General features: G+C 63.5%; 23 protein-coding genes and 1 tRNA gene. 21 read left to right on the top strand and 3 right to left on the bottom strand.

Annotated features, from left to right (window positions below; translation table 11 throughout):
- The 12 genes from B5E67_RS15750 to B5E67_RS13525 all read left to right on the top strand — a co-directional run.
- The coding region (locus B5E67_RS15750) for a hypothetical protein (RefSeq protein ID WP_204246557.1) at positions 1-325 on the top strand (325 nt) is incomplete at its 5' end.
- 122 nt (positions 326-447) lie between these two features.
- Positions 448-708 (top strand): AtpZ/AtpI family protein, encoded by a 261-nt coding sequence (locus tag B5E67_RS13575; protein ID WP_242957006.1) that lies wholly within the window; start codon positions 448-450, stop codon positions 706-708.
- A gap of 47 nt (positions 709-755) precedes the next feature.
- Positions 756-1,250: an ATP synthase subunit I gene (locus B5E67_RS13570; protein ID WP_087385684.1), complete on the top strand. Its 495-nt coding sequence runs from the start codon at positions 756-758 to the stop codon at positions 1,248-1,250.
- A gap of 3 nt (positions 1,251-1,253) precedes the next feature.
- A complete protein-coding gene (locus B5E67_RS13565) occupies positions 1,254-1,997 on the top strand; it encodes a F0F1 ATP synthase subunit A (protein ID WP_087249145.1) in 744 nt (247 codons plus the stop codon).
- A gap of 45 nt (positions 1,998-2,042) precedes the next feature.
- Positions 2,043-2,324, top strand: a complete 282-nt coding sequence (gene atpE / locus B5E67_RS13560) for an ATP synthase F0 subunit C (protein ID WP_087249147.1) — start codon at positions 2,043-2,045, stop codon at positions 2,322-2,324.
- Positions 2,325-2,369: 45 nt separating this feature from the next.
- Positions 2,370-2,870: a F0F1 ATP synthase subunit B gene (gene atpF / locus B5E67_RS13555; protein ID WP_087249149.1), complete on the top strand. Its 501-nt coding sequence runs from the start codon at positions 2,370-2,372 to the stop codon at positions 2,868-2,870.
- Complete coding sequence (gene atpH, locus B5E67_RS13550) at positions 2,867-3,406, top strand: ATP synthase F1 subunit delta (RefSeq protein WP_087385683.1); 540 nt, start codon at positions 2,867-2,869, stop codon at positions 3,404-3,406. The genes atpF and atpH overlap by 4 nt, the downstream gene beginning before the upstream one ends.
- 52 nt (positions 3,407-3,458) lie before the next feature.
- Complete coding sequence (gene atpA / locus B5E67_RS13545) at positions 3,459-4,979, top strand: F0F1 ATP synthase subunit alpha (protein ID WP_087368718.1); 1,521 nt, start codon at positions 3,459-3,461, stop codon at positions 4,977-4,979.
- 21 nt (positions 4,980-5,000) lie between these two features.
- On the top strand, positions 5,001-5,852 hold the full coding sequence (gene atpG, locus B5E67_RS13540; protein WP_087368716.1) for an ATP synthase F1 subunit gamma: 852 nt from the start codon (positions 5,001-5,003) through the stop codon (positions 5,850-5,852).
- A 32-nt stretch (positions 5,853-5,884) separates the two neighbouring features.
- Complete coding sequence (gene atpD / locus B5E67_RS13535; protein WP_087249158.1) at positions 5,885-7,279, top strand: F0F1 ATP synthase subunit beta; 1,395 nt, start codon at positions 5,885-5,887, stop codon at positions 7,277-7,279.
- A 3-nt stretch (positions 7,280-7,282) separates the two neighbouring features.
- A complete protein-coding gene (gene atpC / locus B5E67_RS13530; RefSeq protein ID WP_087249160.1) occupies positions 7,283-7,684 on the top strand; it encodes an ATP synthase F1 subunit epsilon in 402 nt (133 codons plus the stop codon).
- Positions 7,685-8,265: 581 nt separating this feature from the next.
- On the top strand, positions 8,266-9,951 hold the full coding sequence (locus tag B5E67_RS13525) for a GLUG motif-containing protein (RefSeq protein ID WP_087385682.1): 1,686 nt from the start codon (positions 8,266-8,268) through the stop codon (positions 9,949-9,951).
- A gap of 422 nt (positions 9,952-10,373) precedes the next feature.
- Here the strand turns inward: B5E67_RS13525 and B5E67_RS13520 are convergent.
- Positions 10,374-10,447 (bottom strand) — tRNA-Gln (locus tag B5E67_RS13520).
- Positions 10,448-10,663: 216 nt separating this feature from the next.
- Between B5E67_RS13520 and B5E67_RS13515 the strand changes: the two genes are divergently transcribed.
- The 9 genes from B5E67_RS13515 (at position 10,664) to B5E67_RS13470 (ending at position 20,669) form a co-directional block, all read left to right on the top strand.
- Positions 10,664-10,957 (top strand): DUF2508 domain-containing protein, encoded by a 294-nt coding sequence (locus tag B5E67_RS13515; RefSeq protein ID WP_087368852.1) that lies wholly within the window; start codon positions 10,664-10,666, stop codon positions 10,955-10,957.
- Positions 10,958-11,042: 85 nt separating this feature from the next.
- Positions 11,043-11,189 carry a six-cysteine ranthipeptide SCIFF gene (gene scfA, locus B5E67_RS13510; protein ID WP_087249166.1) on the top strand — a complete coding sequence of 49 codons (147 nt, stop codon included), beginning with the start codon at positions 11,043-11,045 and terminating at the stop codon, positions 11,187-11,189.
- 63 nt (positions 11,190-11,252) lie between these two features.
- Positions 11,253-12,707 carry a thioether cross-link-forming SCIFF peptide maturase gene (gene scfB, locus B5E67_RS13505; RefSeq protein WP_087385681.1) on the top strand — a complete coding sequence of 485 codons (1,455 nt, stop codon included), beginning with the start codon at positions 11,253-11,255 and terminating at the stop codon, positions 12,705-12,707.
- Positions 12,704-14,098 carry an amino acid decarboxylase gene (locus B5E67_RS13500; protein ID WP_087385680.1) on the top strand — a complete coding sequence of 465 codons (1,395 nt, stop codon included), beginning with the start codon at positions 12,704-12,706 and terminating at the stop codon, positions 14,096-14,098. Before scfB ends, B5E67_RS13500 begins: the two co-directional genes overlap by 4 nt.
- A gap of 242 nt (positions 14,099-14,340) precedes the next feature.
- Positions 14,341-15,060: an ABC transporter ATP-binding protein gene (locus B5E67_RS13495; protein WP_087385679.1), complete on the top strand. Its 720-nt coding sequence runs from the start codon at positions 14,341-14,343 to the stop codon at positions 15,058-15,060.
- On the top strand, positions 15,053-16,645 hold the full coding sequence (locus B5E67_RS13490) for a hypothetical protein (protein ID WP_087385678.1): 1,593 nt from the start codon (positions 15,053-15,055) through the stop codon (positions 16,643-16,645). Before B5E67_RS13495 ends, B5E67_RS13490 begins: the two co-directional genes overlap by 8 nt.
- A gap of 314 nt (positions 16,646-16,959) precedes the next feature.
- On the top strand, positions 16,960-18,699 hold the full coding sequence (locus tag B5E67_RS13485; protein ID WP_242957003.1) for a glycosyltransferase: 1,740 nt from the start codon (positions 16,960-16,962) through the stop codon (positions 18,697-18,699).
- 46 nt (positions 18,700-18,745) lie between these two features.
- Positions 18,746-19,828 carry a glycosyltransferase gene (locus tag B5E67_RS13475; protein WP_087385677.1) on the top strand — a complete coding sequence of 361 codons (1,083 nt, stop codon included), beginning with the start codon at positions 18,746-18,748 and terminating at the stop codon, positions 19,826-19,828.
- A gap of 28 nt (positions 19,829-19,856) precedes the next feature.
- Entirely contained in the window at positions 19,857-20,669 is an 813-nt protein-coding gene (locus B5E67_RS13470) for a glycosyltransferase family 8 protein (protein ID WP_087385676.1), read from the top strand.
- An 840-nt stretch (positions 20,670-21,509) separates the two neighbouring features.
- Here B5E67_RS13470 and B5E67_RS13465 read toward each other — a convergent pair.
- Both B5E67_RS13465 and B5E67_RS13460 read right to left on the bottom strand, forming a co-directional pair.
- Positions 21,510-24,065 carry a heavy metal translocating P-type ATPase gene (locus tag B5E67_RS13465; RefSeq protein ID WP_087385675.1) on the bottom strand — a complete coding sequence of 852 codons (2,556 nt, stop codon included), beginning with the start codon at positions 24,063-24,065 and terminating at the stop codon, positions 21,510-21,512.
- A gap of 22 nt (positions 24,066-24,087) precedes the next feature.
- Entirely contained in the window at positions 24,088-24,459 is a 372-nt protein-coding gene (locus tag B5E67_RS13460) for a metal-sensing transcriptional repressor (protein WP_087249451.1), read from the bottom strand.
- Positions 24,460-24,945: the final 486 nt, after the last annotated feature.

Below are 24,945 nucleotides of genomic sequence, written 5' to 3'. Positions count from 1 at the left end.
GTCTCCCCTGGTCGTTAGGGTGGGTAGGGAGTCCAGAGGGGGTAGGGAGGGGGAGTCGAAACCCCCTCCCTCCCCCTCTGGGCCTAGCGCAGCGGACAAAAAGGAAAAGAGACAGAGTGTTAAAGGCAGAGCGGCAAAGCGCAAGAAAACCACCCCTCCCTCCTCCGGGTTGCCGTTGCCCAAATTTTCTGCTCTAAACGCGGCCTCCGCAACGGTATATTTCACCCTTTCCACCCTCCGGCACCTTCTGTCCATGTGTCCATCCCGCCCCGAACTTGAAAACCGCGATGCAGCGGTTTTCTTGAAAAAGACGGTGAAACTGTGACTGTTTACTACATTTTCGGGGAAAAGAGGTTGCATTTTTGAGCGCTTTGGTTTATACTCTGAATGAGATGCCCTCGGGCTGGAAAGCCTTTCCGGGCCGGTCTCAGAGAGGAGAAAACGCAGTTGAAAGGTCTGTACAAAGTGCTGGAAGATCTGGTCTGGCTCACCCAGCTGGGCCTGACCATGCTGCTGCCCCTGGTCATGTGCCTGGGTGGCTGCTGGTGGGCCGTGACCCGGTGGGGCTGGCCCATGTGGCTGTATCTGCCGGCGGTTTTGCTGGGCCTGGCGGCCGGCGGGCAGAACTTTTGGGTGTTTGCCCGGGGCCGGCTGCGCCGCGCCCAAAAAGACCAGAATCGCCGCGTCGGCTTCAATCATCACGAATAATTTGCCGCCGCGGCCCCAATCATTGTGACAGGAGGTCTGCTTTCATCATGAAACTGCAGCCGGAATCCAAAAAGGAACTGAAACGCATCACAGGGGGAACCGCCCTGTGCACCGCCGCCATGTGGGTGCTGTTCGCAGCGTTCCACGTGGTGAACTGGGTCCCCTTCGACAGCACGGTGGTGCTGGGCGGGATCATTGGCGCGGCGGTGGCGGTGGGCAATTTTGCCGGCATCTGCCTGATGGTCCAGAAAGTCGTGGACGAGAAGCACGAGGACCGCCGCAAAATGATGCTCAAGGTCTCCTACAACGTCCGTATGCTGGTCCAGGCCGTGTGGGTGGTCATCGCCATCGCGTCGCCCTGGTTCCAGCCCTTCGCCAGCGTGCTGCCGCTGTTTTTCCCCCGCATCACCATCTACTACCTGCAAATAACCGGCAAGTATCAGCCCGCAAAGCCCCGCCCGCAGCCCGAGGTCTCGGTGGATGACCCCGACGGCGAGGCCCAGCCTGCCGACGACCCCGGCGTCAAAGGGGGTGAAACCTGAACAATGGAACTGAACGGCGCAAAAATCCTCTTTACCATCCACACCAATATCCCGGTCCTGGGGGATTTCAAGATTTCCCAGACCCTGGTGATGACCTGGATCGTCATGGCCCTGCTGTCGGGGCTGGCGTTCTGGCTGGGACATAACCTCCAGCTGGAGAACGTCTCCAAGCGTCAGGCGGTGGCTGAGCTGGTGGTGGAGCGGCTGGAACAGTTCGTCCACGACAACATGGGTTATCACTTCAACCAGTATATCCCTCTGGTGGGCGCCATCTTCGCTTTGAGCGTGGGATGCAACCTCATCAGCGTCCTGGGCTTCTGGAGCCCCACCGCCGACCTGAACACCGAGCTGGCCTGGGCCGTGGTGGTGTTTATCCTGATTACCTACCACAAGATCAAGGCCAGCGGCATCCTGGGCTACCTGCGCGGGTACCTGGACCCCATCTTCCTGATGGCCCCCATCAACGTCATCTCGGAGCTGGCCACCCCCGTCAGCATGGCCTGCCGTCACTTCGGCAACATCCTGTCCGGCACAGTTATCTCCACCCTGCTGTACTGGGCACTGGCCAGCCTGAGCCATGTGGTGTTCGGCGCCCTGCCGGGCATCCTCAGCCAGCTGCAGCTGTTCCAGATCGGCATCCCGGCCTTTACGGGCCTGTATTTCGACTGGTTCGGCGGCTGCATTCAGGCCTTCATCTTCTGCACCCTGACCACCATCTTTATCAAACAGGCCGCCGGCGAGGACTGAGTTTGATCCTTGCCGCCCCAAACAATTTTTAGGAGGACAACAACTATGACTGACTTTCAATTTCTGGCCCGTGGTATCGCTCTGGCAGGCTGCGGCATCGGCGCCGGCTGCGCGCTGATCGCCGGCATCGGCCCTGGTATCGGCGAAGGCAACGCCGCCGCTGCTGCCTGTGAGGCCGTCGGCCGTCAGCCCGAGTGCAAGAGCGAAGTCACCAGCACCCTGATCCTGGGCGTCGCTCTGGCCGAGACCACCGGTATTTACGGCTTCGTCACCGGCCTGCTGCTGATCTTCCTGGCCCCCGGCATGTTCATGAACTACCTGAAGTAAGCGTTTCTCTTACGGACACATCCAACGGAAAGGAGGGAAACGCGGATGTATAATGCATTGATTACGCTGGACGGGTGGACCTTTCTGGCGCAGATCTGCAACCTGATGATCCAACTTTTCATCTTCAAAAAGCTGCTGCTGGAGCCTGTGCGCAAGGTGATTGCCCAGCGCAAGGCCAAGGCCGACAGCCAGATTGAGGAGGCCCGCCAGCTGCGGGCCGAGGCCGAGGCCATGAAGGCGGAGTACGAGGCGAATATGCGTTCGGCCCGCGCCGAGGCCAACCAGATTGTGGCCGCTGCCCAGAAGACCGCCGCCGCCCGCAGCGAAGAGATGCTGAACGAGGCCCGCACCCAGGCTGCCGCCCTCAAGCAGAAGGCGGAGGCCGACATCGCCCAGGAGCGCCGCAAGGCTGTGAATGAGGTCAAGGATGAGATCGGCGGCATGGCCATCGAGATCGCCTCCAAAGTGGTGGAGCGCGAGATCCGGGAGGCCGACCACAAGGCCCTCATCGACGAATTTATCCAGAACGTGGGTGAAGCATCATGACCGAGTTCGCAAAAATGTACGGCGGCAGCCTGTATGAGCTGGCGGCAGAGGAGGGGGCGGACGAACGCATCCTGACCGAGCTGGACCAGTGCCGGGCTCTGCTGGTGGAAAACCCCGACTACCTGCGCCTGCTCAGCACCCCCAGCCTCCCCAAAAAGGAGCGCTGCGGCCTGCTGGATGAGGCGCTGCGGGGGGAGGTCCACCCCTATCTGCTGAACTTTTTGAAGATCCTGTGCGAGCGGGGCCAGCTGCGGCAGCTGGGCGACTGTGCCCGGGCCTACCGCCTGCGGTACAACGCCGCCCACGGGATTCTGGAGGCCACCGCGGTTTCGGCCGTGGCCCTCACTGCGGACCAGGCCGCCCGCCTGCGCCAGAAGCTGGAGGCGGTCACCGGCAAAACCATCGACCTGCAATGCAGGGTTGACCCGGGGGTGCTGGGCGGCATCCGGCTGGACATGGACGGCACCGAGCTGGACGGCACGGTGAAGAACCGCCTGGCCGGCCTGCGCACCAGCATCGCCTCCGCCGCCCTGTGACAAGACCTTCCACCCTGAAAATCACAAAGAATTGAGTGGTGAACAGACAACAATGCAACTGAAGCCTGAGGAGATATCAAAGATCATTCGCGCCCAGATCAAACACTATGAGACCGTCATCGAGCAGAGCGAGATCGGCACGGTCATCATGGTGGGCGACGGCATCGCCCATGCCAGCGGCCTGGAGAAGTGCATGGCCGGCGAGCTGCTGCTGTTTGAGAACGGCGAGTATGGCATGGCCCAGAACCTGGAGGAGAACACGGTTTCCATCGTGCTTCTGGGCTCGGATGTGGGCATCAAGGAAGGCGGCACCGTCAAGCGCACCGGCAAGGTGGTTTCGGTGCCGGTGGGCGAGGGGATGATTGGCCGCGTGGTCAACGCCCTGGGCCAGCCCATCGACGGCGCCGGCCCCATTGAGGCCGCCGAATACCGTCCCATCGAGAGCCCCGCCCCCGGCATCATCGACCGCCAGCCGGTCAAGGAACCCCTCCAGACCGGCATCAAGGCCATCGACTCCATGATCCCCATCGGCCGCGGCCAGCGCGAGCTGATCATCGGCGACCGCCAGACCGGCAAGACCACCATCGCCGCCGATACCATCATCAACCAGAAGGGCAAGGACGTCATCTGCATCTACGTGGCCATCGGCCAGAAGCGCTCCACCGTGGCCAACCTGGTCCAGAGCCTCACCGAGGCCGGGGCCATGAGCTACACCATCGTGGTGTCGGCCACCGCCAGCGAGCTGAGCCCCCTGCAGTATATCGCCCCCTATTCCGGCTGCGCCATGGGCGAATACTTCATGAACAAGGGCAAGCACGCCCTCATCATCTACGATGACCTGTCCAAGCACGCAGTGGCCTACCGCGCCCTGTCCCTGCTGATCCGGCGTCCCCCGGGACGTGAGGCCTACCCCGGCGACGTCTTCTACCTCCACAGCCGTCTGCTGGAGCGCGCCGCCAAACTGTCCGACGCCAAGGGCGGCGGCAGCCTGACGGCCCTGCCCATCATCGAGACCCAGGCGGGCGACGTGTCCGCCTACATTCCCACCAACGTCATCTCCATCACCGACGGCCAGATCTTCCTGGAAACCGAGCTGTTCCACTCCGGCGTCATGCCGGCCGTGAACCCCGGCATTTCGGTCTCCCGTGTGGGCGGCAACGCCCAGATCAAGGCCATGAAGAAGGTGGCCGGCACCCTGAAGCTGATCTACTCCCAGTACCGGGAGCTGCAGTCCTTCGCCCAGTTCGGCTCCGACCTGGACGCCGACACCAAGGCCCGCCTGGCCCAGGGCGAGCGCATCGTGGAGGTGCTGAAGCAGAACCGTTCGGCCCCCGTGCCGGTGGAAAAGCAGGTGGCCATCCTCTACGCCACCATCCACGACTACCTCACCGAGGTGAAGGTGGCCGACGTGTCCACCTATGAGCGGGACCTGTACGAGTACCTGGACAACAACGCCGAGGGCGCCGCGGTCATGGAGACCGTCCGCACCACCGGCAACCTGGACAAGGACACCGAGGAAAAGCTGAAGGCCATCCTCACCGCCTTCACCGGCGAGTTCGTCAAGGCACATTGATAGGAAGGAGGCGTGTTGCGCATGGCAAGCTCCATGAAGGACATTAAGCTGCGCATCAAAAGCGTAGAAAGCACCATGCAGATCACCAAAGCGATGGAGCTGGTGGCCTCCTCCAAAATGCGCCGTGCGAAGGAGCGGGTGGAACACAGCCGCCCCTATTTCGAGACGTTGTATGAGACCCTGACCAAGATTGCCGCCGCCGACCCCCGGGCCCAGAAGGGCTATCTGCGGCGGCAGGCGGGCAGCGGCCGGACCCTGCTGATCGTGATTGCAGGCGACCGCGGCCTGGCCGGCGGCTACAACGCCAATATCTTCAAGCTGGCGGCCGAGCAGGAAGAAAACCCCCTGATCCTGCCCATCGGCAAGCGCTCGGCGGAATACTTCGCCCACCACGGTGCGGAGCTGTTCACCCGGGAAGTGCTGCCGGCGGCGGACGTGTCGGTGGGCGACTGCTTCCAGCTGTCGCGCCAGATCATCCGGGGCTTTTTGGACGGGAAGTACGACGCGGTGAAGATCTGCTACACCCGTTTTGACTCCATGATGACCCAGACCGCCAGCGTGGTGGAGGTGCTGCCCCTGACCATCTCTCCCACCGAGGAGCAGAAGGCGGAGGCCCGCCGCAGCCAGATCCTGTATAAGCCCAGCTGTGAGGAAGTGTTCCGGGCCATCATCCCCGAATATGTGGCCGGCACCGTCTACGGCGCACTGTGCGAGAGCGTGGCCAGCGAGCTGGCCGCCCGCCGCACCGCCATGGACGCCGCCACCAAGAACGCGTCCGAGATGATCGAAAACCTCAATCTGTATTACAACCGCGCCCGTCAGGCCGCCATCACCCAGGAAATCACCGAGATCGTGGCAGGCGCAGAAATGTAAAGATTCATTGTAAAAGTAAGGAGTTGTAGCCTATGTCCGAAAAACATATCGGCAAGGTGATCCAGGTCATTGGCCCCGTGCTGGATATCCGGTTCAAGGATAACGAGCTGCCGGAGCTGCTCAGCGCCATCGAGATCGACAACCACGGCCAGAAGCTGGTGGTGGAGGTGGCGCAGCTGACCGGCGACAATGTGGCCCGCTGCATTGCCATGAGCAGCACCGACGGCCTGGTCCGCGGGACCGAGGCTGTGGACACCGGCGAGCCCATCAAGGTACCGGTGGGCGAGGGATGCCTGGGCCGAGTCTTCAACCTGCTGGGCCAGCCCATCGACAACAAGCCCGCCCCCGAGGCGGAGGCCTGGCTGCCCATCCACCGTCCCGCCCCCAGCTATGAGGAACAGCAGTCCACCACCGAGATCCTGGAGACCGGCATCAAGGTCGTCGACCTGATCTGCCCCTACGCCAAGGGCGGCAAGATCGGCCTGTTCGGCGGCGCCGGCGTCGGCAAGACGGTTCTGATCCAGGAGCTGATCTACAACATCGCCACCGAGCACAACGGCTATTCGGTGTTCACCGGCGTGGGCGAGCGCACCCGTGAGGGCAACGACCTGTACGGCGAAATGACCGAGAGCGGCGTCATCAACAAGACGGCCCTGGTCTACGGCCAGATGAACGAGCCGCCGGGAGCCCGTATGCGGGTGGCCCTGTCGGGCCTGACCATGGCGGAATACTTCCGCGACGTCAAGAACCAGGACGTGCTGCTGTTCATCGACAACATTTTCCGCTTCACCCAGGCGGGCAGTGAGGTGTCGGCTCTGCTGGGCCGCATGCCCTCGGCCGTCGGCTATCAGCCCACCCTGGCCACCGAGATGGGCGCCCTGCAGGAGCGCATCACCTCCACCCGCAAGGGTTCCATCACGTCGGTCCAGGCGGTCTACGTCCCTGCGGACGACCTGACCGACCCGGCCCCCGCCACCACCTTCACCCACCTGGACGCCACCACCGTTCTGAGCCGTGAGATTTCGTCCCAGGGCATCTACCCGGCGGTGGACCCGCTGGATTCCACCAGCCGCATCCTGAGCCCCGACGTGGTGGGCCAGGAGCACTATGAGGTGGCCCGCGCCGTCCAGAAGGTGCTGCAGCGCTATAAGGAGCTGCAGGACATCATCGCCATCATGGGCATGGACGAACTGAGCGAGGAGGACAAGCTGACGGTCAGCCGCGCCCGCAAGGTGCAGCGGTTCCTGTCCCAGAGCTTCCACGTGGCGGAACAGTTCACCGGCATGCCCGGCCAGTACGTGCCGCTGAAAGAGACGCTGCGGGGCTTCCGCATGATTCTGAACGGCGAGTGCGACGCCCTGCCCGAGAGTGCGTTCCTGTTCGCGGGCACCATCGACGACGTTTTCGCCAAGGCAAAGAAAGGGTAAACCATGACGACCTTTCATCTGACGGTGGTCACGCCGGACGGCTGCGCCTTTGAGGGCGAGGCCGAGCGTGTGGTCTGCCGGGCCATCGACGGGGATCTGGCCATCCTGGCCCGCCACGGGGACTATTGTACGGCCCTGGGCATGGGTGAGGCCCATATCATCCTGCCGGACGGCCAGCGGCGCCGTGCCGCCTGCATGGGCGGCATGCTGACGGTGCTGGACGGCGAGGTCCGCCTGGTGGCCACCACCTGGGAATGGGTGGAGGAGATCGACCAGGCCCGTGCCGAGGCGTCCAAGCGTCGTGCCGAGGAGATCCTGGCCCAGAAGAACCTGTCCGAACAGGAGTACGAGCTGGCCCAGGCCCGGCTCAAGCGCGCCCTGGTGCGCACCTCCATCCAGAAATAACCCGCCCCGGCCCATCCTTTTTCGAGAAAAAGCGGGGCAAAAGGCAGCCGAGCCGAGCGCGTCCAGTGGACGAAGCAGCGAGGCGAGGCTGGCGCCGCGCTCCGGTTTTTGCAAGCGCCATCCCTGGCGCGCCGCAAAAATCGGCTAAGCGCAAGAGGTTTCACCTGGTACCGCTGACTGCTGTAATCTTCACTAGGCCCTGCCGGCGGTCAGGTTTCAGCCTCTTTAGCAGGCTCCCGGCCTGCGGCCCGGTGAGTCCAAAGTCTCGCATAGCCTGAGTTTCCTCACCGGCACGCTCTGAAAACCTATAAGTAAAAACAACCCCCGTCCATCCTCTGGACAGGGGTTGTTTTTGGTTATTCTGATGCAGCGGCCAACCATCCCTTGAAGCCTCCCTGCACCAAAAAATCCCCGTCCGGAAAGGTGTACTTTTCTGAACGGGGTGTTTGGACATCTGTTATATAAAAATTATACCAGAAAAACCGCCTGATATCAATCCATTTAAAGCAATAAACTGTCCCCTTTGGGCTGTTCGATAAAGTACACTTTCCCGGACGGACCAACCAAAGGAGGAAACCATCATGCTTGCGAAAAAAGTCACAGCGCTGCTTGTGTCGGCGGCGCTGGTCCTGGCTTTGCTGGCCGGCTGCGGCAATGGCAGCAAGGCTCTGTCCCAGGTCATGGCCGACCTGCTCAGCGGCCTGTACACCAATGTGGACGTAGAGGTGGACAGCGACCTCACCGCCGCCCTGAAAAAGGCGGCCGCCGAGGGCGGTACCGAGGAGGAAATCCTCACCCGGCTGGTGAACAACCTGAACCTGTCCGGCGTCAGCATCTCCTTTAACCGCCTGGACGGCGGCCAGCAGAGGGAACACGGCGTGGATCTGGTGTTCCAGGCCGGCAGCGACCCCGACGCCGCCGCCCGGAATGCCCTGGCCCAGTGGGCCGGCATTTTCGGCTCTCTGCCCGATGACGGCAGCTACCGCGCCAGCGTCGCCATGATCGAGGCCGAGAACGGCTATTACATCGCGGTGGACGTGGAGGTGCTCAAGGCGGGCAGCACCAGCAGCGACAATGACCCTGGCCCTACTGATCCCGGATTTTCCTGTGATGATTATGCTATAGCACAGGATGGAGCCTACACTGTCTATACAGAAAAAGGGCTTTTGGCCTGGGCTGAAGCGGCGCAGAATGCGCTGGATAGCGGCAAGACAGATGTGAATTGTACTTTGGATGCAGACGAAACGATTCAGCTTACCGGCACTTGGGTGCCTATTGGAGGCGATGGCAAAGCCTACAATGGTATTTTTGAGGGCAATTCCTGCGTCATCGAAGGAATGACCGTTGCAGGCACCAGCGAGTATCAGGGGATGTTTGGCTTTTTGGGCGAAAACGCTCAAATAAGAAATCTGATCCTGGAGCAGGCCTCTGTGACGACAACGGGAGATTCTGTACAGCATTCCGGCATTGTGGCGGGCTATAGCAAGGGCTTGATTCAGGACTGTACGGTTTCCGGCACAGTAGACGCGCCTCAATACGTCGGCGGTGTGGTGGGAACCAACAGCAGTAATGGCGTGGTTCAGGGCTGTGTCTCAACCGCTATGGTAACGGGCAGCGGCATTCGTACCGGTGGCGTTGTGGGGTCGAACAATGGTATTGTTAAAGATTGTCGATTTAACGCTGGTACTGTAAAGGGTGCTAGCCAGGTTGGAGGCATTGCAGGATACAACGACAAAGAAATCACCAGTTGTATTTTCACTGGTAGTGTAGAAGCAACAGGAGAGAAGAGCGGCGGCATTGCGGGATCGAATGTGGGGAAGGTTGCCAACTGTGCCTCTACGGGATCTGTGACCAGCGAAGGCAATGCTGTTGGCGGCGTGGTAGGAGAAAGCGGCAATGATGCCATAATTATTGGGTGCCGTCATGCCGAAGGACGTGTAAAAGGTTACTCCGTGGTCGGCGGTGTTGTTGGAACCAACCGCGGTCAAACTACTGCTTGCTACTCCACCAGTGATGTGGAAGGCAATACTTGGGTTGTTGGCGGCGCAGTGGGCAGCAATTTTGGAACCCTCAAAGCCTGTTACTGGAGTGGTAGTGCTTCACGGGGTGTTGCCAACAATCAAGGTTCGGGAGATGCCGTTGAAGTGGGTGAGGGTAGTGTCACCTGGATCATCGCCGTGGAGGCCATGAATTCTGAGTGCGGTGATCTATATAATGAAACGACAGAGGATACGCCGCCCACGCTGAAAATCGAAAACAATACATGATGGTCTTTTAAACTGCGATATCTTTGACTGGCTGATAAAAAGCCCCCGCTTTCCCACCTCGGGAGAGCGGGGGCTTTGTTATGGTTTTTCAGTGCGTACCGGGCGAGAGAAACCAGGCTACACAAGACTTTGCCCTCTTGCGCTTAGCCGATTTTCGCGGCGGTCGACGGCGCTCCCTTGCGAAAACCGGAGCGCGGCGCCAAACACAGCTCCCTGTTTCGTCCACTGGACGCGGTCGCTGTGTTTGCATACCGCGCCGCAGGCGCAAACGCCGCGAGCGAGCCGGAGCGTAAAGGCCCCGCGGAGCCTTCGGAGACCCGGAAACTGTATGGTACACAGTAAAAAGTTTTTGTTTCTTTTTTCAAAAAGAAAGGTTTCTTTTTGAAAAAAGAAAAAAGGCTTCGCCGTTTGGCGAAGCCTTTTGGTTGGGGATGAGAGAATCGAACTCCCACAAGTAGAGTCAGAGTCTACCGCACTACCACTATGCAAATCCCCATCGGATTTTGATTTTCTGTCGGGCGGCGAGTCGTTTGCGCTGCCGACAGTGATTATTATACTCAGGTTGGATGGGATTGTCAACCCCCAAAATAAAAAATCCGGCATATTTTTCCGTGCGGGGTGCGTAGAATAAGAAAGAGGCTTTTGCCGGGCCCCGAAAAGGACCGGGCCCCGTGTTTTTTGTATGGTGTCAACTGTGGAAGGAGAAGATCGTATGTCCCAGACCGCCCCCCGCCGTCCCAGCCTGCTGTCCCGCCGCATCCCGCGGGACGTGGAACATGAGCGCTACCACCCCGAGCTGGAGGAGGAAATCAAGGAATGCCTGTACTGCCTGCGCCGCAACGCCATGATGTTCGACCTGGAAGTGGACCCCGACCTGGTGGAACAGCGGATTTATGAGCGTCAGGCATTGCTGTGCCGGTACCGGTATTTGATCCAGCGCGCCCGGGAACTGGGCCTGCACACCATCCTGGCGGGGCTGCCCGCATTCGGGGAGGACGACCCTTGACAGGGAAGGTAAACCGTGTTATCATACAAACAGAATACGCGCGCCCTGTTTGGGGCGTAATGGATAAGATAGAGAGGTACATACCATGGAGAGAATCAAGACCATTGCAACCCGCGACCTGACCAAGAGCGTCCAGACCGGCGGCTGTGGCGAGTGCCAGACCTCCTGCCAGTCCGCCTGCAAGACTTCCTGCGGCGTGGCAAACCAGAAGTGCGAGAACAGCAACAAGTAATCTTGGCCCCATCCGATGCCGCCTTTGCCGGGCGGCATTTTTTTGTGTATCACGGAGGAAAGAATGGTACATCAGTATAAACTCAACGGCTACAATATTGTGCTGGATACCTGCAGCGGCTCGGTCCACCTGGTGGACGAGGTGGCCTACGACGTCATCGCCCTGTATAAGGAAGCCACCCGGGAGGAGATCACCGCCCGGCTGCTGGAAAAATACGCCGACCGTCCCGACGTCACCGCCGCCGACCTGGCCCAGTGCTTGGACGACGTGGCGGCCCTGGAGGCCGCCGGCAAGCTGTGGAGCCCCGACGTCTACGAGAACATGGCCTTTGACTTCAAGAACCGGAATCATGTGGTCAAGGCCCTGTGCCTGCACGTGGCCCACACCTGCAACCTGAATTGTTCCTATTGCTTTGCCGCCCAGGGCCGGTATCAGGGCGAGCGGGCCCTCATGAGCCTGGACGTGGGCAAGCGGGCCATGGAATTCCTGATCGAGAACTCCGGCACCCGCCACAACCTGGAAGTGGACTTCTTCGGCGGCGAGCCGCTGATGAACTGGCAGATGGTGAAGGACCTGGTGGCCTACTGCCGCCAGCGTGAGAAGGAGACGGGCAAGAACTTCCGTTTCACCCTCACCACCAACGGCATGCTGATCGACGACGACGTCATCGACTTCTGCAACCGGGAGATGAGCAACGTGGTTCTGAGCCTGGACGGCCGCAAGGAGATCCACGACCGTCTGCGTGTGGACTACGCCGGCCGCGGCAGCTACGACACCATCGTCCCCAAGTTCCAGAAGTTCGTCAAGGCCCGCGGCGACAAGAACTACTATATCCGCGGCACCTACACCCACGCCAACACCGACTTCACCAAGGATATCTTCCACATGGCCGACCTGGGCTTTACCGAGCTGAGCATGGAGCCGGTGGTGTCCAAGCCCGACGATCCCTGCGCCCTCACCAAAGAGGACCTGCCGGTGCTGCTGGACCAGTACGAGCTGCTGGCCAAGGAGATGCTGCGCCGGGAGCGGGAAGGCCGTCCCTTCACCTTCTACCATTATATGATCGACCTGACCGGCGGCCCCTGCATCTATAAGCGGATTTCGGGCTGCGGCTCGGGCACCGAGTACATGGCAGTCACCCCCTGGGGCGACCTGTACCCCTGCCACCAGTTTGTGGGCGATCCCAAGTACCTGCTGGGCGACATCTGGAAGGGCGTCACCAACACCGCCGCACAGGATGAGTTCCGCCACTGCAACGCCTACGCCCGTCCCGAGTGCAAGGACTGCTGGGCCAAGCTGTACTGCTCGGGCGGCTGTGCCGCCAACGCCTACCACGCCACCGGCAGCATCAGCGGCGTGTATGAGTACGGCTGCGAGCTGTTCAAGAAGCGGATCGAGTGCGCCATCATGATCGAGGTGGCCAAAAACCAGGACCTGGCCGCCCAGGGCATTGAGGTTCCCGTCCAGCTGGGCGGCACCTGCACCGCCTGCGCCGACGGCGAGGGCTGCGCCGAATGAGCCTGACCCCCATCGCGGACTTTGTGCGGGCTTACGCCGCCTCGGACACCTCCCGGCTCCATATGCCGGGCCACAAGGGGACCGGCCCCCTGGGCTGCGAGGCCCTGGACCTGACCGAGATCGCCGGGGCGGATGAACTGTACGAGGCGGAGGGGATCATCGCCCAGAGCGAGGCGGTCACCGCCCGGCTGTTCGGCACCGCAGGCACCTGGTACGGGGCGGAAGGCTCCTCCCAGTGCATCCGGGCCATGCTGTTTCTGGCCCTGCAGGCCGCCCCCCAGGGGGAGGGCCGGCCGGTGCTGCTGGCGGCCCGCAACGCCCACAAGGCCCTTCTGTATGCCGCGGCCCTGCTGGACTTTGATGTCCGGTGGCTGTGGCCCCCGGCCGGCCCCGACGCCAGCCTCTGCGCCTGCCCGGTGAGCCCCGGCCGGCTGTCCGCCGCCCTGGACGCCCTGGCCCGGGAAGGCCGACGCCCCTTCGGCGTCTACCTCACCAGCCCCGACTACCTGGGCGGGGTGCAGGACGTGGCCGCCCTGGCCCCCCTGTGCCATGCCCGTGGGGTGCCCCTGCTGGTGGACAACGCTCATGGGGCCTATCTGCGGTTTCTGCCGGGGGGCAGCCGCCATCCCATCGACCTGGGGGCGGACATGTGCTGCGATTCGGCCCACAAGACCCTCCCGGTCCTCACCGGCGGGGCCTACCTCCACGCCGGCCGGGGCCTGCTGAACCCCGACCCGGCGGACGTGCGGGGGGCCATGTGCCTGTTCGGCTCCACCAGCCCCTCTTATCTGATTTTGCAGTCCCTGGACCTGTGCGCCGGGGCGCTGGCGGGGGACTGGCCCGCCCGTCTGGCGGACTGCATCCGGGCGCTGGACGCCCTGAAAGTTCAGCTGGACGCCCGGTGCCCCGGCCTGGTCCGTCCCTCCGAGCCCCTGAAACTGGTGCTGGACGGGGCGGCGGCGGGCCGCAGCGGCCAGGAGCTGGCAGAGCTGTTCCGGGCCCACCGGGTGGAATGCGAGTACGCCGACCCCCGGTATCTGGTGCTGATGTTCACCCCCCACAACCCGCCCCGGGATTTTGACCGGGTGCTGTCCGCCGCCCTGGACGCCATCGCCCATCCCGGGACAGGGGAGGGCCCTGCCGCCCTGCCCGCCGCCCTCTGGGAGGACCTGGAACGCCAGGCCGGACAGCCTGCCTGCACCATTCGCCAGGCGGTTCTGGGCCGTCAGGTCCGTATCCCCGCCCGGGAGGCTCTGGGCCGGGTCTGCGCCCTGCCCACCGTGTCCTGTCCGCCCGCCATCCCCATCGCCGTCAGCGGCGAGACCATCGGCCCGGCGGCCCTCCGGCTGCTGGAGGCCTTCGGCATCGGGGGAGTGTCGGTGCTGGCGTAAATCTGCGCCCGCCGCCCTCTGGGAGGAGCTGGAACGGCCAGCCCCGGGCGCGCCCGCTGGTGCCCCGTGCCCCGGGGTCTTTGACCCTTGTTTTTTCGCGTCCCTGCCCTTTGGGCGGGGGCGCTTTTTTTGCGCCTGCGGCTTGACAGGGAGAAAATGGTGTGATATGATTTTGATATCAAAAAGATACACACCCTCCGCCCGGCGGGGGGAAAAGTCTGGACAGGGGAGGAGATTCCTGCATGCTGAAGATTCAACATCTGACCAAGGTTTACGGGGACAAAAAGGCGGTGGACGACCTGTCCCTGCACATCCGCCCGGGGGAGATTTACGGCTTCATCGGGCACAACGGCGCCGGCAAGACCACCACCCTCAAGAGCTGCTGCGGGATATTGCACTTTGACGCGGGGGAGATCCTGGTGGACGGGGTGTCCATCCGGACCGACCCCCTGGCCTGCAAACAGCGGATGGCCTATATCCCGGATAACCCCGACCTGTACGAGTACATGACCGGCATCCAGTACCTGAACTTCATTGGGGATGTATTCCAGGTGCCGGCGGAGCGGCGGGCCCGGCGGATTCGGGAATACGGGGACCTGTTCGGCCTGACCGGGGACCTGGCCCAGCCGGTGAGCGCCTACTCCCACGGCATGAAACAGAAGCTGGCCATCCTGTCGGCCCTGCTCCACGACCCCAAGCTGCTGTTGATGGATGAGCCCTTTGTGGGCCTGGACCCCAGGGCCGCCCATCAGCTCAAGGTGCTGATGCGGCGTCTGTGCGACGAGGGCGGGGCCATCTTCTTCTCCACCCATGTGCTGGAAGTGGCGGAAAAGCTCTGCGACAAGGTGGCCATCATCCGGGGCGGGCGTCTGGTCCGGGCCGGAACCATGGAGGAGGTCAAGGGGGACGACTCGCTGGAAGAGGTCTTTCTGGAACTGGAAGGGGAGAACGGCCATGCTTAAAGCCCTGGTGAAAAAACAGCTGCTGGAGCTGACGGCGCCCCTGCGCCGGAGCAGCGCCACCGGACGCCGCCGCACCGGCTGGAAGGCGGCGGCCTTCGGGGTGCTGGTGGTGTGCCTGTTTGGATTGGTGATGGGGAGCGTGGGGGTGCTGGACGCCCTGATCTGCCCGCCCCTCACCGCCGCCGGGCTGGACTGGCTGTATTTTGCCCTGTCGGCGGCCCCGGCCCTGCTGGTGGGGGTGCTGGGCGGGGGGATGATGGCCTACAGCTCCCTCTACGCCGCCCGGGACAATGAAATGCTTCTCTCCCTGCCCATCCCGCCGGGGATGATTCTGGGTGTGCGGATGGGATACGTCTGGTTTTTGGGGCTGGGGTATCAGGCCCTGGTGCTGGCCCCGGCCTATGGGGTGTATTTCGTGCTGGGGTCCCGGCCGGTGGCGGCGGCCCTGGCCATGGCGCCGGTGCTGGCCTCTCTGGGCTGCCTGGTGCTGGCGGTGTCCTGCCTGGCGGGCTGGGCCGCGGCTATGCTGGGGGGCCGCATCACCCGGTATAAGGCCGCCCTGAACCTGGTCTATGCGGTGGCGGTGCTGGCTCTGGCTCTGGGGGCCAACGTGGGGGTCCGCCAGGGTTTGACCTGGCTGCTGACCCATCTGGACCAGGTCCAGAGCCTCGGGGGAAGCGCCTGGCTGGTGTACCTGCTGGGCAGCGCCGCCGCAGGGGAAGGGTGGGCCGTGGGCCTGCTGGCCGCGGCGGGGCTGGGGGCCCTGGCCCTGTGCTGGCTGGTGCTGCGGCGGAATTACCTGCGGATTATGACCACCCGGCGGGCGGGAGCCCGCCCCGCCTACCGGGAAAAAACCGCCCGGGCCCATAGCGTCCGGCGGGCTCTGCTGGGCCGGGAATGGCTGCGGCTGGCCGGCAGCACCAGCTATATGGTGAACAGCACCATGGCGTCCATCCTGATGGTGCTGGCGGTGCCGGTGCTGGTCTGGAAGGCGGAGGACCTGCGGGCGCTGCTGGCCCTCTGGCCCCAGGCCGGGGCCTATGGCCCGGCGGCGGGCTGCGGCCTGGTCTGCTCGGTGGCCGCCATGAGCCTGATTACCCCGCCCTCGGTGTCGTTGGAAGGGCGGACCCTCTGGCTGATCCAGTCCCTGCCGGTGACCCCCTGGCAGGCCCTGCGGGCCAAGCTGGACCTGCATCTGGTTTTGACGCTGCCCCCCGCCCTGGCCGCGGCAGGGTGCGCGGTGTGGCTGCTGGGCTGCGACCCCCTTTCGGCGGGTCTGGTGCTGGCGGAGACCGCCCTGTTCACCCTGCTGACCGGGGCGGCGGGGCTGGTTCTGGGCCTGCGGCTGCCCAACCTCCACTGGACCAATGAGACCGCCGCCGTCAAAAACAGCGCCGCCCCGGTGGTGACCCTGTTCGGCGGCTGGGCGGCGCTGGCGGCCCTGACGGGACTGTGGTGGGTGACCCGGGGCCTGCTGGGCCCGGCGAGGGCTCTGGCGGCGTGCTGCGCCGTCACGGCGGCGGGGTGCATCGGATTGCTGCACCTGCTGCGCCGGTGGGGGACCGCGGCCTTCGCACGGCTGTAAAATGGCCCCGTCACTGCGTTTTTTTGTCAATGCGGCAAGATTGTGCAAAGAAATGGTAAACTGCCTTGCGGCACTTTCCAAAACCTGCTACAATATAATCGAAGGCGAAGCCGGACCGGCGGACACAAACAAGTCCGCCGGTTCTTTGCCGTGGGGACGGCGGGCCGCCTTTTTTGGGGAATGCAGGATACGACTTTGTAAGAATTTTGTGAAAACGCCTTTCTTTGTAAAGAACCGGCCCGCTGAATCGTTGGGAATGGTATAGGAAAGAAATTGCAACCGTCATGGCATTCCTGCCACGGAGGATCTTGTTTATGAAAATATTGCTGACCACCGACTGGTGGACCCCGGCCGTGAACGGCGTGGTGCGATCGGTAACCCTGCTGCGGCGGGAACTGATGGCCCGGGGCCACGATGTAAAAGTATTGACCTTGTCGCCCACCAACCATTCCTATGAGGAGGACGGGGTGATTTATCTGGGCAGCCTCAGCGCCGACCGGGTGTACCCGGGGGCGCGGGTGCGATTCGCGGCCTGGAACCGCTGGATGCGGGTCCTCACCGACTGGCGGCCCGACATCATCCATTCCCAGTGTGAATTTTCCACCTTTTTGCCGGCGTGGCGGCTGGCCCGGCGGTGCGGCTGCCCCCTGGTCCATACCTACCACACCGCCTATGAGGACTATACCCGCTACATCATCCCCAGCCAGCGCTGCGGCCGTGTGGCGGTCAAGGAGCTGACCCGGCTGTTTTCGGGCCGGTGCGACGCCATCATCGCCCCCACCGGCAAGGTGGCGGACCTGCTGGAACACTACGGGGTGAGCTGCCCGGTGTATACGGTGCCCACCGGCATCGACCTGGCGGCCTTCCACCCCATCGACGACGCCCAGCGCCCGGCCCTGCGGCGGGCATTGGGCCTGCCCGAGAACGAGCGGATTCTGGTGTCCATCGGCCGTCTGGCGGCCGAGAAGAACCACGGCGAACTGCTCCGGCTGCTGGTCCGAGAGCCGGCCGAGAGCCGGCCCCTGCTGCTGTTTGTAGGCGACGGCCCCGCCCGGGCCCAGCTGGAACAGCAGGCTGCCGACCTGGGCCTGGTGGACCGGGTGATGTTTGCCGGCATGGTGCCGCCCGCCGAGGTGGTGCGGTACTATCAGGCGGGGGACGCCTTTGTCTGCGCCTCCCAGAGCGAGACCCAGGGCCTGACCTATTTCGAGGCCCTGGCCTGCGGCACCCCCACCATCGTCCGGGCCGACCCCTGCCTGGATGGGGTGGTGGAAGACGGGGTGAACGGCTGGCAGTGGAAGGACGCCGCCGGCTTCCATGAGGCCCTGGCGGCCCTGTCCGACCCCGATACCGCCCGCCGCCTCCGCCAGGGCGCCCTGGCCACCGCCGAGCGCTTTTCGGCGGAACATTTCGCCCAGCAGGCCCTCCAGGTGTATGAGGAGGCGGTGGAACGCCGCTGCCGCATCCCGGGCGGACTGCCCGCCGGCGTCCCGGCGGCCGCCTCGGGGGTGGGGTTCTTCCTCTGCCTGTGGCTGGGTGTCTGGGCCTGGCACCGGGGCCTCCTCACCGACCTGAACGCCCTTCAGAGCTGGGTGTCGGGGCTGGGTGTCTGGGCGGCGGCCGCCTTCGTCGCCTTCCAGGCGGTACAGGTGGTGGTGCCCATCCTGCCCGGCGGCCTGGGCTGCCTGGCCGGCGTGGTGCTGTTCGGGCCCTGGTACGGCTTCGCCTATAACTACATCGGCATCTGCATCGGATCTCTGGCGGCTTTTGGGGTGGCCCGCTACTGCGGCCGCCCCCTGCTGGAACGGATGTTCCCCCGCAAGCTGCTGATCAAATACGACCGCTGGATGGGGCACAAGAGCTTTTCCCGCTGGTTTGCGCTGGCCATCTTTTTGCCGGTGGCGCCGGATGACTTCCTGTGCTATATGGCCGGCACCACCTCCATGCGGTGGGATCAGTTCACCCTGATTATTTTGACCTGCAAACCCTTCGCCATCGCGGCCTACAGCACCGGCCTGACGGTGGCCATGAATACGATTCTGCGTTTGATTTGACCCGGCGCGGCGCCGGATGTACAGAGCAGGGAGTGATTGTTCGACTATGTCTGTCTGCATTTACCAGGGCGGCTACAACACCGTCCGCAAGAGCGGGGTAGGCAAGGCCCTGGAACACCAGGCCGCCGCCCTGAAGAGCGCTGGGGTGCCGCTGGTGGGAGAGATTCCCCCCGCCGGGCCCCAGGCCAAGGGGTGCGTGGTGCACCTGAATACCGTCCTGCCCGACGCGCCGCTGGCGGCGGCCCGGGCCCATGCCCGGGGGTGCAAGGTGGTCTACTATGGCCACTCCACCATGGAGGACTTCCGCAACAGCTTTTTCGGCTCCAACCTGTTGGCGCCGCTGTTCAAGCGGTGGCTGATTTTCTGCTACCGCCAGGGGGATGTGGTCATCACCCCCAGCGTCTATTCCCGCCGGATTCTGATGGGGTATAAGATTGGCCGGCCCATCTACACCCTGTCCAACGGCATTGATACCGGCTTTTTCAAGCCCGACCCCGACCGCGCAGCCCGGTTCCGGGCCAAGTACGGCCTGGCGGAGGGGCAGAAGTGCGTGATTTCGGTGGGCCACTGGATGGTCCGCAAAGGCCTGCCCGACTTCGTGGAGCTGGCCCGCCGGATGCCCCAGGTGCGGTTCATCTGGTTCGGCCATACCGACAAGGCCCTCCTCACCGAGGAGATCCGCCGCGCCATGGAGTCGGCCCCCGGCAACCTGCTGTTTGCGGGGTTTGTGGACGCCGACGCCCTCTGCGATGCCTATTGCGGGGCGGACGCCTTCGCCTTCCTGAGCCATGAGGAGACCGAGGGGATTGTGGTGCTGGAGGCGTTGGCCTGCGGCATTCCCACCCTGGTGCGGGATATCCCGGTGTACGACAACTGGCTGGAGGACGGCAAGTCGGTCTATAAGGCGGACAGCCTGGATGGCTTTGCCTCCAAACTGCGGGATATGCTGGACGGACACCTGCCCAGCCTGCAGGAGGGGGGACTGGCGGTGGCCGAGGCCCGGAGCCTGCACCAGATCGGGCAGGCCCTGTGCCGGATTTACGCCTCGGGGGGCTTTTTGGACGCCGCCCTGGCGGAGCCCGGCGCCTGCCGCGCCCCACAACAAAAAAAGGCCCGCAGCCGCGCCTGACGCGGCAGGGCTTGGATAGGACTGGATCATGAATCTGCTGTTTTCCATCAACCGGAAGTTTGTCCCCCTGTGGGGCCAGTGCATGGCCACCATCCTGCGCCACGGCGGGGCCGATCGGTATGACCTGTACGTTCTCCACTCCGACCTGACCGGGGAGGACGCCGCCCAGATGCGGGCGGCGCTCCGCCCCCAGGACCGGTGCACCCTGATTTCGGTGCCGGACGGCCTGTTTGAGGGCTTCCCCGAGACGGGGCGGTATCCGCTCCAGATCTATTACCGGCTGGCGGCGCCTCTGCTGCTGCCCCCGGAGCTGGACCGGATTCTGTATCTGGACGTGGACACCGTCATCCTCAACAGCCTGATGCCCCTGTATACCTCCGACTTTGGCGGGGCGGCCTTCATGGCCTGCAGCCATACCCGGAAGTTCATGGACAGGGTGAACCAGGCCCGTCTGGGCCTGGAGGAGGGGGTGCGGTACCTGAACTCGGGGGTCCTGATGATGAATCTGGACCTTCTGCGGGATCTGGTGCGGCTGGAAGATATCCGGGACTACGCCGAAAAATACCGCCGCCGCCTGATTCTGCCCGACCAGGATATCCTGACGGCCCTGTTCGGGGACCGGGCCCTGGTGCTGGACAGCCGGATCTACAACATGACCGACCGCCTGTACCTGCGGTGCAACGCCACCCCCGGCGAAAAGATCAGCCTGGACTGGGTGCGCCGGAACACGGTGGTGGTCCACTATCTGGGCAAGCCCAAGCCCTGGCAGAAAAACTACCTGGGCCCCCTGGGCGTCTTTTACCATGAAGAACTGGCCCAGAACCAGCCGGCAGAAGGCTGAGGGGAACATTTAAGATAAAAACCTAAACACCCCCGGGTCCTGCGCAGCGTGCAGGCCGGGGGCGTGGTTTTTGTAAAAAAGTCTGCGCCCCACAACACCAAAAAAACCACTGAACCACCAGCCCGCTGAGGCGGGCATGTGGTACCAATCGGAGCGGCGGGCAAAAGCCGTTAAGAAAAAACCGGGCCGTCTTTTGTAAGCGCTCAAAGTTTTAACGGGCCAAGGCCGTCGTGTTTTTTTAGGCTTTTGCCCAGAGCGACCACTCTGTCTGGGTCCAGGGTTCAGACCCTGGTCGTTAGGGAGGGTAGGGAGTCCAGAGGGCCTAGGGAGGGGGAGTCGAAACCCCCTCCCTGGCCCTCTGGCCCCAGCGGAGCGACCAAAAAGGAAAAGAAAGGAGCCGTCAGCGGTATGGCGGTTAAGCGCAAGAGAGCCGCCCCTCCCTGCTCCGGGTTGCGGTGCCCTGCTTTTGCTTCGAGCGTCACTGCGCTCTCGCAAAAGACAGACCGCTGTCCTCTTGCGCTTAGCCAATTTTCCCAGCGGGCGACAGTGCGCCCTTGTGAAAATTGGAGCGCGGCGCCAAACACAGCTCCCTGTTTCGTCCGCAGGACGCGGTCACTGTGTTTGCCCCTGCTCCGCCTCGGCTGTTTCTGCCGCAGGCAGCGCCTCGGCTGCGCAGCCCTCTGGCCCCAGCGGAGCGACCAAAAAGGAAAAGAAATAGAGTGTTTAACGTGGGGCGGCAAACTATCTGCCTGTTATGCCTGCCCGCTCATACAAAACCGCCCTCCGCGCCGGGTTCCCGGTGTACAGAGGGCGGTTTTGTCATGGGGTATCGTTTAAGGCTCAGACAATGCCGGTGACGGTGTAGTCCTTGTCCTCCACGGCCTTTTTGAGGACGGAGTCCTCCACGTCGGCGTTGAGGGTGACGACGGCGGTGCCGGCGGTGTGGCTGACCTGGGCGCTGTCCACCTGGGGCAGAGCTTCCAGAGCCTTCTTGACGGTGGCCTCGCAGTGGCCGCACATCATGCCTTCAATCTGAATGGTCTTTTGCATGGCGTTTACCTCCGTAGTGTTGATGGGGCACGCGGTCTGCCGGGGAGCCGGAGCAGGGGGCAGGTCCACGGGCCGGATGGGTTTGTCTTTGCGGGCGCTGTGGATGTTGAACAGGTTGAGCCGCAAAGCATTGGACACGACGCAGAAGCTGGACAGACTCATGGCTGCCGCGCCGAACATGGGATTCAGGGTCAGGCCCAGAGGGATGAACACACCGGCGGCCAGAGGGATGCCGATGATGTTGTAGATGAAGGCCCAGAACAGGTTTTCGTGGATGTTGCGCAACGTGGCGCGGGAGAGCCGGATCAGGGCGGGCACGTCGGACAGACGGCTGTTCATCAGGACCACGTCGGCGGCGTCGATGGCCACGTCGGTGCCGGCCCCGATGGCGATGCCGGTGTCGGCCCGGGTCAGGGCGGGAGCGTCGTTGATGCCGTCGCCCACCATGGCCACCTTGCCCTTTTCGCTCAGGGCGCGGATGACGCTCTCCTTGCCGTCGGGCAGCACCCCGGCAATCACCTGATCCACCCCGGCCTGACGGCCGATGGCGTCGGCGGTCTGCTGGTTGTCGCCGGTGAGCATCACCACACGGATGCCCATGTCCCGCAGCTGGCGGATGGCGTCGGGGCTGTCCTCCTTGATGGTGTCGGCCACCGCAATGACACCCAGCAGCCGGCCCTCGCCCCCGAAGAACAGGGGAGTCTTGCCCTGCTGGGCCAGGGTCTGGGCCTGGTCCGCCAGGGCGGCGGGCACCGGCACCAGGGTCTGGATGAAGGCCAGACTGCCGCCGAAGATGCTGCGGCCTTCCAGTTTGGCGGTGAGGCCGTTGCCGGGCAGGGCCTCAAAGTCGGTGACCTGGGGCGGCTGGACCGCCTGGCCGGCGGCGTGGGCCAGCACCGCCCGGGCCAGAGGATGTTCGCTCTTTTGCTCCAGGGCGGCGGCCAGGGTCAGCAGCTCGCTTTCGGTGACGCCGGCGGCGGGCAGCAGGTCGGTGACCTGGGGCTCGCCCCGGGTGATGGTGCCGGTCTTGTCCAGCGCCACGATCTGGGTGCGGCCGGCGGCCTCCAGAGAGGCGGCGGTCTTAAAGAGGATGCCGTTTTTGGCCCCCAGGCCGTTGCCCACCATGATGGCCACCGGGGTGGCCAGACCCAGGGCGCAGGGACAACTGATGACCAGCACCGAAATCCCCCGGGCCAGGGCAAAGGCCAGATTCTGGCCCAGCAGCAGCCATATCGCCGTGGTGATTACGGCGATGGCGATGACCACCGGCACAAACACACCCGACACCCGGTCGGCGATTTTGGCGATGGGGGCCTTGGTGGCGGCGGCGTCGCTGACCATCCGGATGATCTGGGAGAGGGTGGTGTCCTCGCCCACACGGGTGGCCTCACACCGCAGAAAGCCCGACTGGTTGACGGTGGCAGCCGACACGGCGTCGCCGGGGGCCTTGTCCACCGGGATGCTCTCGCCGGTGAGGGCGCTCTCGTTGACGGCGCTGGACCCTTCCAGCACCACCCCGTCCACCGGGATGTTTTCCCCCGGCCGCACCACAAACTGATCCCCGCGGCGCACCTGCCCGATGGGGACGGTGACCTCCGCCCCCTCCCGCAGGAGGGTGGCGGTCTGGGGAGCCAGCTTCATCAGGCTCTTGAGGGCGCTGGTGGTCTTGCCCTTGCTGCGGGCTTCCAGCATCTTGCCCACCGTGATGAGGGTGAGGATCATGGCGGCCGACTCAAAGTACAGCTCCATCATGTATTCCATCACCCCGGCGCTGTCCCCGTGGAGCTGGGCGCTGGTCATCTGGAACAGGGCATAGGTGCTCCACACAAAGGAGGCGGTGGACCCCAGGGCCACCAGGGTGTCCATGTTGGGGGCGCCGTGCAGCAGGCTCTTGAAGCCGCTGATGAAAAATTTCTGGTTGATGACCATGACGATCCCCGCCAGTAGCAGCTGAACCAGGCCCACCGCCACATGGTTTCCGTCGAACCAGCCCGGCAAAGGCCAGCCCCACATCATATGCCCCATGGAAAAATACATCAGCACCAGCAGAAAGCCCAAAGACGCCAGCAGCCGCCGCTTGAGTTTGGGGGTCTCGTGGTCGGCCAGGGCGTCCAGATCGGACCCGGCGGGGGCCGCGGCGGGCCCCGCCTGCTTGGGGCTGGCGCCGTAGCCCGCCTCCTGCACCGCCTGGATGATGGCCTGGGGGGAGGCGGTGCCCTCCACCCCCATGGAATTGGTCAGCAGGCTCACCGAACAGGCCGTGACCCCCGGCACCTTGCTGACCGCCTTTTCAACCCGGGCGCTGCAGGCCGCACAGCTCATCCCGGTGACGTTGTATTGCTTCATTGCTTCCTCCCTGCGGCGGGACTTACTTCATCAGCCGCTGGATCACCCGCACCAGCTCGTCCACCGTCTCGTATTTGCCGGCCTCCAGGTCGTCCACCACGCAGGTGCGGATGTGCTGGCCCAGCAGCTCCTTGCAGAAGCTGTCCAGCGCCTTGCTCACCGCCGACGCCTGGAACAGGATATCGGGGCAGTAGGCGTCCCGCTCCACCATGCCGCGGATGCCGCGGACCTGGCCCTCCACCCGGTTGAGCCGGTTGATAAGGTCCTGGTATTCCTCGGGGCTGCGGTGGCGGGTGCGGGGAGTGCCGTGCATGGTGGTCACGGGGTAGCCCGCCTGTTCGTCCTCTGCGGCCTCAGCGGCCCCGCAGCAGCACTTCTTTTCTTCTTCCATCATCGAAAAAACCTCTCTTTCGTTGGCTTATGCTCGTATCTGCACCAAAGGAGGCTACCCGTGGGGGTATCCATGGCCCCAGTATAGCACGCTTTCTCCCACAAGACAAGTGGGAAATAATACCTCTACCCCCTATAAGTGTGAAAGATGGGTGAAAACGGCAGCTTTGGCCCGGCTCTATCCGGCACAAAGCCGTGAGCCCTCACGGATAATAAATCCGCGGCGCTGATGTGTAAAAGGAGCAGCCAGAAATTTAGAGCCCCTGTTAGGGGGCGCGGCCACAGGCCGCAGGGGGTTCCGCTATTGGGCGGTTGGGTGGGTTTAGATGATAAAAGGGTATTACCTTGCAATTTCAAAGTGTACGGTTTTGCAGCAGTTATAGATTCATTGGACTACCAGCCCGCTGAGGCGGGCATGTGGTCTCAATCGGAGCGGCGGGCAAAAGCCGTTAAGAAAAAACCGGGCCGTCTTTTGTAAGCGCTCGAAGTT

Origin of the sequence: Faecalibacterium sp. An122 (genome assembly GCF_002160895.1) — a bacterium.
Classification (GTDB): Bacteria; Bacillota; Clostridia; order Oscillospirales; family Ruminococcaceae; genus Faecalibacterium.
The sequence above is the reverse complement of the archived record's forward strand: the minus strand, read 5'-3'. Positions and strand labels throughout refer to the sequence as shown.